General features: G+C 72.1%; 11 protein-coding genes. 1 reads left to right on the top strand and 10 read right to left on the bottom strand.

What is annotated here, in order from left to right; translation table 11 throughout:
- Positions 1–165 precede the first annotated feature (165 nt).
- From TR49_RS36405 to TR49_RS36375, 7 genes are all read right to left on the bottom strand, one after another.
- On the bottom strand, positions 166–1,125 hold the full coding sequence (locus tag TR49_RS36405; protein WP_042390001.1) for an ABC transporter permease: 960 nt from the start codon (positions 1,123–1,125) through the stop codon (positions 166–168).
- 15 nt (positions 1,126–1,140) lie between these two features.
- A complete protein-coding gene (locus TR49_RS36400) occupies positions 1,141–2,145 on the bottom strand; it encodes an ABC transporter permease (RefSeq protein ID WP_042389999.1) in 1,005 nt (334 codons plus the stop codon).
- Positions 2,142–3,233: an ABC transporter ATP-binding protein gene (locus TR49_RS36395; protein WP_042389997.1), complete on the bottom strand. Its 1,092-nt coding sequence runs from the start codon at positions 3,231–3,233 to the stop codon at positions 2,142–2,144. Before TR49_RS36395 ends, TR49_RS36400 begins: the two co-directional genes overlap by 4 nt.
- On the bottom strand, positions 3,230–4,315 hold the full coding sequence (locus TR49_RS36390; RefSeq protein WP_042389995.1) for an ABC transporter ATP-binding protein: 1,086 nt from the start codon (positions 4,313–4,315) through the stop codon (positions 3,230–3,232). Before TR49_RS36390 ends, TR49_RS36395 begins: the two co-directional genes overlap by 4 nt.
- Before the next feature lie 156 nt (positions 4,316–4,471).
- A complete protein-coding gene (locus TR49_RS36385) occupies positions 4,472–6,217 on the bottom strand; it encodes an ABC transporter substrate-binding protein (RefSeq protein ID WP_052434933.1) in 1,746 nt (581 codons plus the stop codon).
- Between the two features lie 341 nt (positions 6,218–6,558).
- Positions 6,559–7,098, bottom strand: a complete 540-nt coding sequence (locus tag TR49_RS36380) for a hypothetical protein (RefSeq protein WP_042389993.1) — start codon at positions 7,096–7,098, stop codon at positions 6,559–6,561.
- A gap of 50 nt (positions 7,099–7,148) precedes the next feature.
- The gene (locus tag TR49_RS36375) at positions 7,149–8,360 is read right to left on the bottom strand and encodes a citrate synthase (RefSeq protein ID WP_152627649.1); all 1,212 of its coding nucleotides are present in this window, start codon (positions 8,358–8,360) and stop codon (positions 7,149–7,151) included.
- A gap of 97 nt (positions 8,361–8,457) precedes the next feature.
- Between TR49_RS36375 and TR49_RS36370 the strand changes: the two genes are divergently transcribed.
- A complete protein-coding gene (locus TR49_RS36370; RefSeq protein ID WP_042389988.1) occupies positions 8,458–9,450 on the top strand; it encodes a DUF2332 domain-containing protein in 993 nt (330 codons plus the stop codon).
- 13 nt (positions 9,451–9,463) lie between these two features.
- On the opposite strand, the gene TR49_RS36365 is transcribed toward TR49_RS36370, so the two are convergent.
- The 3 genes from TR49_RS36365 to pgsA are packed head-to-tail and all read right to left on the bottom strand — an operon-like array spanning position 9,464 to position 12,233.
- On the bottom strand, positions 9,464–10,627 hold the full coding sequence (locus TR49_RS36365; protein WP_042389986.1) for a glycosyltransferase family 4 protein: 1,164 nt from the start codon (positions 10,625–10,627) through the stop codon (positions 9,464–9,466).
- Entirely contained in the window at positions 10,624–11,568 is a 945-nt protein-coding gene (locus tag TR49_RS36360; protein WP_042389984.1) for a phosphatidylinositol mannoside acyltransferase, read from the bottom strand. Before TR49_RS36360 ends, TR49_RS36365 begins: the two co-directional genes overlap by 4 nt.
- Complete coding sequence (gene pgsA / locus TR49_RS36355) at positions 11,565–12,233, bottom strand: phosphatidylinositol phosphate synthase (protein ID WP_042389982.1); 669 nt, start codon at positions 12,231–12,233, stop codon at positions 11,565–11,567. Before pgsA ends, TR49_RS36360 begins: the two co-directional genes overlap by 4 nt.
- Between the last annotated feature and the right edge of the window lie 67 nt (positions 12,234–12,300).

The following is a 12,300-nucleotide window of genomic DNA, read 5'->3' as shown; positions in this document are numbered from 1 at the left end:
TGACCTCACTGAAGACGCGGATTCGGTGCGATAAGCCCAATGGTAGGCGTGTACCGACCTTATCCGATGCTCCACCCGGTCCAGCGGGACGCCACCGATCGCGCCGATTCGTAGCACCCCGCCGGGCCGGTTCGTGTGCCTCCGCCCTTCGTCCCGCCACTCCGCTCAGCCGAGGCGGACGCGTGGGTCGAGCACGGCGTAGAGCAGGTCCACGACGATGTTGGCGACGACGATGAAGACCGCCGCCAGCAGCACCGTGGCGATGACGACGGGCTGGTCCTGTCTGGTGACCGAGCTCACGGCCAGCTCGCCGAGGCCGGGCAGGCCGAACAGCCGCTCGGTGACGATGGCCCCGCCGAGCAGTCCGGCGAGGTCGATGCCGAACTGGGTGACGACCGGCGTCAGCGCCGCGCGCAGCGCGTGGCGGATGGTGACCCGGCTCCGGGCGACGCCCTTGGAGCGGGCGGTGCGGATGTAGTCCTCCCCCAGCACCTCCAGCATCTGGTTGCGGGTGAGCCGGACGTAGGTGGCCGCGGTGATGAAGGCGAGCGCGAACCACGGCAGCAGCAGGTGGTGGGCCCACTCGAGCGGGTCGCTGGTGAGTCCCACGTATCCCGAGGGCGGGAACCAGGCCAGTCCCGCCGTGGTGAGCTTGAAGAAGAGGAAGTAGAGCAACAGGATGCCGATCAGGAACGACGGCATCGACAGCCCGATCAGCGCGAAGATCGTCCCGGCCCGGTCCAGCAGGCTGCGCGGGCGCACCGCGGAGACGACGCCGATGGCGACGCCGCCCACCAGCCAGAGCACGGCAGCGCCGACCGCGAGCGAGGCGGTGATCGGCAGCGCGTTGCCGATCAGTGTGGAGACCGGCTGGGAGTTGTAGTAGGAGTAGCCGAGGTCGCCGTGGAGCAGGCGGTCGAGGAAGTGCCAGTACTGCACCGGCAGCGGCTGGTTGAGCCCCAACTGCTTCGTGATCAGCTCGACCTGGCTCTCGGTGCAGAGCCGGCCGCAGATCATCCGCGGCACGTTGGAGGGGGCCACGTAGAAGAGCCCGAAGGTGAAGAGGCTGATCAGCCAGAGCACCAGGACCCCGGACAGCACCCGGCGGACGAGGAACCGCAACATCGACGAGCCTCCCGCTCAGTCCTGGAACAGGCGCTCGGCGCGCGGGTCGAGCGCGTCGCGCACCCCGTCGCCGAGCAGGTTGAAGGCCAGCGTCGTCAGCAGCAGCGCCAGGCCGGGGAAGAGCGGGAACCACCAGGCGACCTGGTAGAAGTCCAGCGAGTCGCTCAGCATGTTGCCCCAGGTCGGCGCGGGAGGGACGACGCCGAGCCCGAGGAAGGACAGGGTGGCCTCGAAGACGATCGCGATCGGGATCAGCAGCGTGGTGTAGACGATCACCGGCGCGAGCAGGTTGGGCAGCACGTCCACGAACATGATCCGCAGATCGCCCGCGCCCAGCGAGCGGGCCGCCTCGATGTACTCCTTCTCCCGGATGGACAGCGTCTGCCCGCGGACGATGCGGCCGACCGCCGCCCAGGAGAAGAAGGCGATCACGAACACCGAGATGGCGAGGCTGGAACCGAAGATCGACACCAGTGCGATCGCGAAGAGCAGGAACGGGAACGAGAGGACCAGGTCCATCACCCGGGACAGCACGGTGTCCACGGCGGAGCCGAAGTAGCCGGCCACCAGGCCGACCAGGACGCCCATGGCCACCGCCAGCAGCGTGGACACCACACCGACCAGCAGCGAGACCTGGCTGCCGTACAGGACGCGGACCAGGATGTCGCGGCCGAGGTTGTCGGTGCCGAGCAGGTGGCGGCCGCTCGGGCCGACGGGGAGCCCGTCCACGGTCAGGCCCTGGGTGCGGTCCTGGTCGGTGGGGCTCCAGCCGATCCAGTGCGCGAGCAGCGGCGCGGAGACGGAGAGCAGCGCGAGGAGCAGGATGAAGGCCAGCGAGATCATCGCGGCCCGGTCCTTGCGCAGGTGGATCCAGGCGAGCTGCCAGGGGCTGCGGCCCTCGATGGCGTGGCCTCCGGACGGCTGCGGCCGGGCCGGTGCCACGGCGACGGCGACACCGGCGGCGTCAGGGGTGCTGTCGGCGGGCCCGGGGGCGCTGCCGGGGGTCGGGTCTGCGCTCATTCGGCCCGCTCCTCCTCGGGGATGGTCGCGGTGACGCGGGTGAGGTCCTCGCCCGGCTCCACCGGGAAGTGGCAGGCCGTCAGGTGCGCGTCGGGGTCGCCCGCGGCCGCGAGCAGCGGCGGGGTCTGCTGCACGCAGATCTCCTGCGCCTTCGGGCAGCGCGGGTGGAACCGGCAGCCGGTGGGCGGCGCGATGGGGGACGGCACGTCGCCCGCGAGCACGATCCGCTGCCGGGCCGCCGCCTGGTCGGGGTCGGCGACCGAGGCCGCCGAGAGCAGGGCGTTGGTGTAGGGGTGACGCGGCCGTCCGTGCAGTTCCTCGGACGCCGCCAGCTCGACGACCTGCCCCAGGTACATCACCGCGATGCGGTCGCTGACGTGCCTCACCACGGACAGGTCGTGGCTGATGAACACGTAGGTCAGCCCGAACTCCCGCTGGAGGTCCTCCAGCAGGTTGAGGATCTGCGCCTGGATCGACACGTCCAGGGCGGAGACCGGCTCGTCGGCGACGATCAGGCTGGGCTTGAGGGCGAGCGCCCGCGCCACGCCGATGCGCTGGCGCTGGCCGCCGGAGAACTCGGCCGGGAACCGGTTGTAGTGCTCGGGATTGAGCCCGACCAGCTCCATCAGCTCCTGCACCCTGGGCTTGCGCTCGTCCCGCGCCCCCTCGCCGTGGATGGCGAACGGGTCGCCGATGATCGAGCCGACCCGGCGGCGCGGGTTGAGCGAGCCGTACGGGTCCTGGAAGATCATCTGCATCCGGCGCCGGAACGGCCGGACCTGGGAGCGGCTGAGGCCCGTGATGTCCCGGCCCTCGAACAGCAGTGTTCCCGACGTCAGCGGGTGCAGCTTGGTGATGCAGCGGGCCAGGGTCGACTTGCCGCACCCGGTCTCGCCGACCAGGCCCAGCGTCTCGCCGCGGCGGACCGTGAGCGACACGCCCTCGACGGCATGGACCCGGCCGACCTCGCGTTTGAACACGATGCCCTGCCTGATCGGGAAGTACTTGACCGCCTCCCTGACCTCGACCAGGGGCTCGGCGGTCGGGGGTTCGGTCGTCGGGGGCTCGGTCATCAGGGGCTCGCTCATGCCGCGCCTTCCTCGACGGCCCGGTCCTGGCCGGGGGTCTGTCCGGGCACCCGCTCGACCGTGCGCCCCGCGGCGCTCGCGTCCTGGCGGGCCCGCTTCATCTCCTCGGTGGTGCCGAGCAGATGGCCCGGCAGCCAGCAGGCGGAGGCATGCCGCACGCCGTCCTCGACCGAGGCCAGTTCGGGCTGCTCGCGGACGCAGCGGTCCATGGCGAACGCGCAGCGCGGGTGGAAGGCGCAGCCCGAGGGCAGCCGGATCAGGCTCGGCGGCTGGCCGGGGATCGGCCGCAACCGCGCCCCGGCTGCGCTGGAGGACGGGATCGACTCCAACAGGCCGTTGGTGTAAGGGTGGTGGGCGCGATAGTAGAGACCGCGCCGGTCCGCGCGCTCGGCGGCACGGCCCGCGTACATCACCATGACCTCGTCGGCGAGCCCGGCGATGACGCCGAGATCGTGCGTGATCATGATCAGCGCCATCCCGTTCTCCTGCTGCAACCGGAGCAGCAGGTCCAGGATCTGGGCCTGCACGGTGGCGTCGAGGGCCGTGGTCGGCTCGTCGGCGATCACCAGCTTCGGTTCCAGCGCCAGCGCCATGGCGATCAGCGCGCGCTGGCGCATGCCGCCGGAGAACTGGTGCGGGTAGTCGTCGACGCGCTGGGCGGGGTGCGGGATGCCGACCAGGCCGAGCAGGTCGACCGCGCGCCGACGCGCGACCGCCCTGGTCACCGGCTCGTGGGCGCGGATCATCTCCACGATCTGCCAGCCCACCTTGTACAGCGGGTGCAGGCTGGACAGCGGGTCCTGGAAGATCGCCGCGATCTTCGCGCCGCGTACCGCGCGGAACTCGTCCTCGCTCATGGCGAGCAGGTCCTCGCCCTCGAAGCGCGCGGTGCCGCGGACGCGTGCGCCCGTGGTCAGACCGAGCAGCGTCTGGGTGCAGACGCTCTTGCCCGACCCGGACTCGCCGACGATGCCCAGGGTGCGGCCGGATTCGAGTGCGAAGGAGACCCCCCGCACCGCCTGGACGTCGCCGTCGGTGGTGCGGAAGGAGACATGGAGGTCGGAGACCTCGAGAAGGCTCATGGCGCCTCGCAGCTGACGGACGGGCGAGCGGGCTCACGGCCTTCGCCCGTCGGGGCATGGGGACATGCGGGACCCCGCCGGCACGGGGTCGCCGTGCCGGACGGGGTTGGTGCAGCCGCCGGCCCCCAGCGGAGCCGACGGCGCGTCAGCTGCGGATCAGCTGCTGGGCGAGAGCCAGACCTCGGTGACGTCGTAGTTCTGCGAGAACAGCTCGAAGATCGCGTTGTGGACCCGGGTGGACCGGTACATCGCGTCGTTCTGCGTCTCGAAGGGGACGATCGCCGCGTCCTTCATGACCTGCTGGTCGGCCTGGTGCCACAGGGACTCGGCGGTGGCCTGGTCGGGCGCGGTCATGGCCTGGTCGAGCAGCGCGTTGAAGGCCGGGCTGTCGTAGTCGCCCCAGTCGGTCGAGCCCGGGCCGTAGTTGCGGCCGTCGAAGAGCGGCTCGAGGTTGGCGCGGCCGTTGTTGCCGAACCAGTCCGGGACCCAGCCCGGCTCGGTGATGTCCCAGTTGCCCGCCTTGGCGGCGCTGGGCAGGTTCAGGTACTTGCCGTAGTAGTCGCCCTGGGAGACCGGGACGATCTGCGTGGTGACGCCGCAGGCCTTCAGGTCCGCCTGGACGGACTGGGCCACGGCCGGGTGCTTGCCGGCGTTGCGGGCCAGGTCTTTGAGCACCAGGCCGTTCGGGTAGCCGGCGGCGGCGAGCATCGACTTGCACTTGGCCGGGTCGCCCTTGCTGCCCGGCGTCGCGTACGGGTCGAACTTCTCGTAGCCGAGGCTGCCGGGCGGGATGGCCTGGCCCAGCGGGGTGTTGAGGGTGGGACCGCCGTAGATCTGGCCGATCGCGACCTTGTCGATCGCGTACTCCAGCGCCTGACGCACCGCCACCTTGCCGAGCGCGCCCTGGTTGTTGGGACTCTGCTCGTTGAAGACGAGGAACGGGTTGGTGCTGCCGGAGGGGTAGACGCCGAGCCGGGGGTCCTTGGTGGCCTTCAGCGCGGGGACGGAGGCGGTGGGGACGGTGGTGTCCCACTGCATGTCGGCGGTGCCCGCCTGGAGCTGCTGCTGAACCGGGCCCTCGTCCTGGCCCTCGGTGATGGTGATGTGGTCGACGTAGGCGTCACGGACCGGGTCGGACGCCTTGGTCCAGGCCGGGTTCCGGTCGAGCTTGATCGACTGGTTGGCGGTGTACGAGGTGATGGCGTACGGACCGTCGGAGATCGTGTGGGAGCGGAAGTTGGCGTCGTCCGGGAGGTAGTTCAGGTACTCGGCCGGCGCCGGCGACGAGAAGGGCATCGCCAGGATGTTCAGGAAGTCGTTGGCCTTCTTCACCAGCGTGAACTGCACGGTCGTCGCGTCGACGGCCTTGATGCCGGAGATGTCGTGGCTCTGGATGAAGGCCTTGATCGCCGGAATGGTCGGGCTGACCTTCGCGAAGGCGTCGCAGTACTGCTGGAAGCCGGCGATGACGCCCTCGTAGTAGCCCGGCGCGCCGACCGCGTTGGGCGTCGGGTTGCACAGCCGCTTCATACCCAGGACCTCGTCCTGGGCGGTGACCGGGCGGGCCGGGGAGGTGTCCCACATGGCGTCGGACCGCAGGTGGACCGTGTAGGTGAGCCCGTCCGCGCTGATCCCCTGGTTGGCGGTGGTCGGAATCTCGGTGGCCAGGTCCGCCACGATCGTGGTGGACTTGGTCGGGTCCGTCGACGCGGGGTAGGTGAACAGCTGCCGGGTGAAGGCGCGTTCGAGGGTGTACGTGGCCGTGTAGTAGCCGCTGGCGGTGTCGAGGTGGTCGACGTCGCCGCTGCCGATCAGCTTGAGGGTGCCGCCCTTGACCGGCTGCCCGGCGGCGTTGACGTTCGCCGCGTTGTCGGAGGAGGTCCCACCGCTGGGACCGGGCACGGGTTTTCCGGACGAGGAACAGCCGGCGGCTGCGAGCGCCACGCTCGTCAGCACGGCGCCCAGCGCCAGGGGGCGGGTTCTTCGGGGTGTACGTGGCATATGGAGCGCCTCCTGCGATCGAGGTACGAGGTTCGATGCACAAGTGGCGCCGTGGGGGCGATGGGCGCTGGACCACGGGCAGGCGGAGGCCCACCCCTGGGTCGAGCCGCCGCGCGGAGTCCACGACGTCGCGGTGCCGGGTGAGGCACCGTCAGTAATTTCCGGGTGACCGGGCGTTCTGTCCACAGGGCGGACATCATCGAACTGATGTCGTTATCAGATCGCCACCGATTGTCACCCCGTCAGGTGCGTACTGCCTCGAGGGTGCGGGGCGGCTCGTCGTCCATCTCGAAGGCCAGCGGGAAGGGCGCGCGCCCCGCCAGACGGAACAACCGCACGATCCGGTGCCGCCGCACCGCGCGCGCCGCGCGCACCGAGTCGTTGTGGAACCGCCGCGCCATCGGCACCCGCCGCACGGCCTCCCCCAGCTCGACGAGCGCCTCCGCGCCGCCCGGTAGCGACGCCAGCGCCTCCAACTGCTCCTGCTCCGCGAAGACCGCCCGCAGCGCCTGCGAGAGCTCGCTCTCGGCGACCTCCCGGGCGTCCTCCTGTGCGGTGCGCGCGGCGTGCGCGGCCTGGTACATCAGGATCGACGCGGCCGGGTCCAGCATGGTCGACGTCGCCAACTCCAGCGCGCCCGAGGCGCGCCGCAGCAGCGCGGCGTCCAACGCGGCCCGCGCCGCGTCGATCCGCGCGTGCAGCCGGTCGAGGCGCCCGGCGGTCCAGCTCAGGTACAGCCCGAAGGCGATGACGACGACGCCGACCCAGATCCATGTGCTCACAGGGGGTGACCCTATCGGGCACGTCGGGCAGGAGAGGCCGCTGCACCGTCTCAGGGGCGCGGACCGGTGTAGAGCCCGGCCGGGCGGTGGCGCAGGGGCTCGGCGGCGTACTCCTCCAGTGCGTGGGCGATCCAGCCGGCCGTGCGGGCGAGGGCGAAGACCGCCTCCTCCGCGTCGGGCGGGAAGGCGCACAGCTCGGCGAGGAGAGCCAGGGCGACGTCGCTGTTCGGGAAGGCGCCGAAGCGCTCCGCCGCGACCTGGACCAGTTCGGCGGTGACGGCGCGCAGCCCGCGCGGGTCCGGGAGCGGTTCCAGCAGACGCAGCAGCGTCTCCGCGCGGGGATCGCGCGTGCGGTAGAGCGCGTGACCGAAGCCCGGGACGGAGCCGCGCTCGCGCAGGGTCGCCGCCAGCGCGGCGACGGGGTCCGTCTCGTGCGCACGCACGAGCACGCGACGGGCCAGCGCCCCCGCGCCGCCGTGGAGCGGGCCGTCGAGGACGGCCAGGCCCGCGGTGACCACGGCGTACGGATTGGCGCGGGTGGACGCGGCGAGGCGGGCCGCGTAGGTGGAGGTGGCGATGTCGTGGTCGGCCAGCAGGATCAACGCCGCGTCCAGGGCCCGCAGGGCCCGCGCGCTCGGCTCGTCCGGGCTGAGCCGGGCCCAGAGCCGCTCGGCCACCGACTCCCCCGCGGTCCCGGTCGCGCTCGGGCCGCGCTCCGGTACCGCCGCGAGCAGCGCACCGACCATCGCGCGGCCGGTGGCGACGACGCTCTCCGGCCGCAGGTCGAGGCTGAGCGGGTCGGCCACGGACGCGGCCAGGACGGCGGCCTTGAACCGGTCGACGATCCGCGCCGACGCGGGCAGCGCGTCCGCGCAGGCCCTTACGGCCTCCCGCAGCCGGGCGGCGGGTGGGGCGAACCGCGCGTCCGGCTCGTCCCGGCCGGTCCACAGCCACACCGCGGTGGCCTCGAAGGTCCCCCGCTCGGCGAGCTCGGCGGCGTCGCGACCGCGGAAGAGGAGCCGGTCGTCCTCCAGCAGGGTCAGCTCGGTGCGGATCGCGGGCGCAGCGGCGGGCTCGGCCGCACCCGCGCCGCCGCGCCCGGTGGTACCGCGTTCGGCGAGCGCGTCCACATCGGCGGCGGCGAAGAGGCTCCCCTTGCCGTCGGCGGCCCGCACCCGGGTGATCAGCCCGCGGCTGACGTACGCGTACAGCGTCTGCGGCTTCACTCCCAGCCGCTCCGCGGCCTGCTGCGTCGTCAGCATCCCCGCACCACCGCCCGGCATGAGCCGCCTCCCGTCCGTATATTGATTATTACGATCAACATTGACAACTATTGACGACTGCGGCGAGATTGGCAATATGAACGCCGATGAGCTGCTGAAAGAGACCGCCGACGACTACCGCGTCTTCGGGACCGTGCACACCAAGGGCCACTCCCCCGCCTACGAGCGGATCGGCGTGGCCGTCGCCGCGTCGCCGCAGCTGCTGGAGCGCCTGGCGGCGCTGCCGCCGATCAAACGGCAGCCGAACCTGCTGCTGGCCGCCGTGCGGTACCTCGGCGGCCCGGTCGACTCCGGCGAGGCGTTCGTCGCGTGGGCGCTGGGCCACTGGCAGCAGGTGCGTCCGGTGATCCTGGCGCGTGCCACGCAGACCAACGAGGCCGGCCGCTGCGCGACCCTGCTGCCGCTGCTCGCGTCCCTCCCGCAGCCGCTGGCCCTGATAGAGGTCGGCGCCTCGGCGGGACTGTGCCTCTACCCGGACCGCTACCGGTACCGCTACGACGACGGCACGGCCTTCGGCGCGGACGGCAGCCCCGTGACCATCCCCTGCGCGACGACCGGCCCGGTCCCGCTCCCTGAGCCCGACCGCTTGCCGCGGGTCGCCTCCCGCACGGGGGTGGACCTCAACCCGCTGAACCCCGCCGACGAGGACGACGCCCGCTGGCTGGAAAGCCTGGTCTGGCCCGGCCAGCAGGCCCGGTTCGACCGACTCCGTGCCGCGCTCTCCGTCGCCCGCGCCACCCCCGACCCGGCCCGGATCGTGCGCGGCGACCTCAACGCCCGCATCGCCGAGCTGGTCGCGGCCGCACCGGAGGGCAGCACGCCGGTGGTCTTCCACACCTCGGTGCTGTGCTACCTGCCGACGGAGGCGCGCCAGGCCTTCACGACCACGATCCGCGAGCTGCCCTGCCGCTGGATCTCCAACGAGGCCCCCGACGTCCTGGCGGACGTGGACGCGCTCCTGCCGTACGCCGCCCCGACCGAACGCGGCGTCAACATCCTCGCCCTGGACGGCAAGCCAGTCGCCTTCACGGGCCCGCACGGCGAGCGCCTCGACTGGTTCCCCCGCTGAGCAGGCGCGCCTCTCAGTCGCGCGCGAGCCCCAGCTTGGAGCGCCAGCCCGGGGCGGGCTCGGCCTCCGTGACCGCCGCCGCGCCGGTGGCGACGGTTTCGTAGACGGCGAGGATGTCCGCGCCGACCGTGGACCAGTCGAAGCGGCGCACGTGACGTGCGCCGGTGTCGCGCAGGGCCTCGCGGCGGGCGGGGTCGGCGAGGAGGCGGAGGACGACCTTGGCGAGGGAGTCCGCGTCCTCGACGGGGAAGAGTTCGCCGCTGGAACCGCCGTCGAGGACCTGCCGGAAGGCGTCGAGGTCGGAGGCGACGACGGGCGCCCGCGCCGACAGTGCCTCGACCAGGATGATGCCGAAGCTCTCGCCGCCGGTGTTCGGCGCGACGTAGACGTCGACGCTGCGCAGCAGCCGCGCCTTCTCCTCGTCGGAGACCATGCCCAGGAAGGTGATCCGCTCGCGGACCTCCGGCGGGAGGTCCTTGACGGCCTCCTCCTCGTCGCCCTTGCCGGCGACCAGCAGCCGCACCTGCGGGCGGGAGGCGAGGATCGTCGGCAGCGCGTCCAGCAGCGTGGGCAGGCCCTTGCGGGGCTCGTTGATGCGGCCGACGAAGCCGATGGTGTCGCCCTGCCACTCGGCGCGCGGCTCCGCGCTCGCGAAGAAGTCGACGTCGACGCCGTTGGGGATGACGACCGCGTCGCCGCCGAGGTGCTCGACGAGCGTGGTGCGCGCGTACTCGCTGACCGCGATGCGCGCGGAGATCTTCTCCAGTGCGGGCTGGAGGATCGGGTACGCGGCGATCATCGCGCGCGAGCGCGGGTTCGAGGTGTGGAAGGTCGCCACGATCGGGCCGTTGGCGGCCCAGCAGGCGAGCAGCGAGAGGCTGGGCGTGGCCGGCTCGTGGATGTGCAGGACCTCGAACTTGCCCTCGTGCAGCCAGCGGCGCACCCGCGCGGCGGAGAGGAAGCCGAAGTTCAGCCGGGCCACCGAGCCGTTGTAGGGCACCGGGACGGCGCGTCCGGCGGAGACGACGTACGGCGGCACGGGGGTCTCGTCGTCCGCGGGGGCGAGCACGGAGACCTCGTGGCCGAGGCCGATCAGGTGCTCGGCCAGGTCGCGCACGTGGAACTGCACCCCGCCGGGGACGTCCCAGGCGTACGGGCAGACGATGCCGATCCTCACGCCTGGGCCTCCACGGGCTGCGCGTCGGAATCCGGGTGGGCGGGCTTGTCCGGCCGGGGTTCGAGGTCGGCCAGCCAGAACCGCTGGAGCATGTGCCAGTCCTTGGCGTGCTCCCGCACGCCCTCGGCCCAGACGTCGGCCATGGCCTGGGTCATCGCTGCCGTCTTCTCGCGCCGGGTGCCCTCCTCGGGGACGAGGACCTCCTCGTGCACGCAGCCGCGCATGGTGCTCGTCTCGTCGTACCAGAGCGTGACCGGCAGCAGCGCGGCGCCGGTCTGCGCGGCCAGCGCGGCCGGACCGGCGGGCATCCGGGTCTTCTCGCCGAGGAAGTCGACCTCGACGCCGGAGGCGGACAGGTCGCGGTCGCCGACCAGGCACACCAGCTTGCCCGCGCGCAGCCGCTTGGCCAGCGTGGCCATGGTGTGGGCGCCGCCGGTCAGCGGCAGCACCTCCATGCCGAGACCCTCGCGGTAGGCGACGAAGGCGTCGAAGAGCTTTTCGGGCTTGAGGCGCTCGGCGACGGTGGTGAACGGGTAGCCGCGCACCACGACCCAGGCGCCGGCCAGGTCCCAGTTGCCCATGTGCGGCAGCGCCAGGATCACGCCGCGGCCGGAGGCGAGGGTGTCGTCCAGGCGCTCGATGTGCTCGGGCGTGAAGGAGTCGCGGATCTTCTCCTTGCTCCACACCGGCATGCGGAAGGACTCGCGCCAGTAGCGCAGGTAGGAGCGCATGCCCTCGCGGCTCAGCCCACGGATTCCGGCCTCGTCCAGGTCCGGGCGGACCCTGCGCAGGTTGGACTCCAGACGCAGCACGCTCTTGCCCTGGCGCTTCCACGCGGTGTCGGCGATGCGCCGGAACAGCGCGTCCGCGGCGGGCTCGGGCAGGCGCTTCACCAGGCCCCAGCCGGTGGCGTAGGCGAGATAGGTGAGCTGGTCCTTCACTGGGCCTCCCCCTCCGCCGCCCGCGCGGCGTTCAGTGCCGTGAGCTCCGCCGCCTCGCGGCGGACCGTGAGCACCCGCTGGAACACGGTGATCAGGCTGCCGACGGCGACCGCCCACAGGGCGATCGGCAGCAGCCACTCGATGCCCGGCACGCCGAACTGGTGCAGGCCGGCCAGGCCGGCCGCGACCAGTGTGCCGACCAGCCGCTCGGCGCGCTCGACGACGCCGTTGACGGCACACTTGAGACCGAGGCTCTCCGCGCGGGCCTTGGTGTAGGAGACGACCTGGCCGCTGGCCAGGCAGAACAGGGTCACCGCGCAGAGCAGCAGGTTGTCGCCCTTGCCGGCGTACCACATCGCGATGCCGCCGAAGATGGCACTGTCGGCGACGCGGTCGAGCGTGGAGTCAAGGAACGCGCCCCAGGGCCCCGAGCGGCCCGCCTGCCGGGCCATGTTGCCGTCGACCAGGTCGGAGAAGACGAAGGCGGTGATGACCAGCGTCCCCCAGAAGAAGCTGCCGCGCGGGAAGAAGACCAGCGCCCCGGCCACCACCCCGGCGGTCCCGACCAGGGTGACCGCGTCCGGGCTGACGCCCATGCGCAGCAGGAACGCCGCGAGAGGGGTGAAGACGCGGGTGAAGAAGGCTCGGGCGTATTTGTTGAGCATGGGTCTTCCGACCGCTCCGTTTCAGGCAGGTTCCGGCGGGTGCGCACGCGTGGGCGGCGCGTTGTCC

It is taken from the genome of Streptacidiphilus melanogenes (assembly GCF_000787835.1).
Lineage (GTDB): Bacteria > Actinomycetota > Actinomycetes > Streptomycetales > Streptomycetaceae > Streptacidiphilus > Streptacidiphilus melanogenes.
The sequence above is the reverse complement of the archived record's forward strand: the minus strand, read 5'-3'. Positions and strand labels throughout refer to the sequence as shown.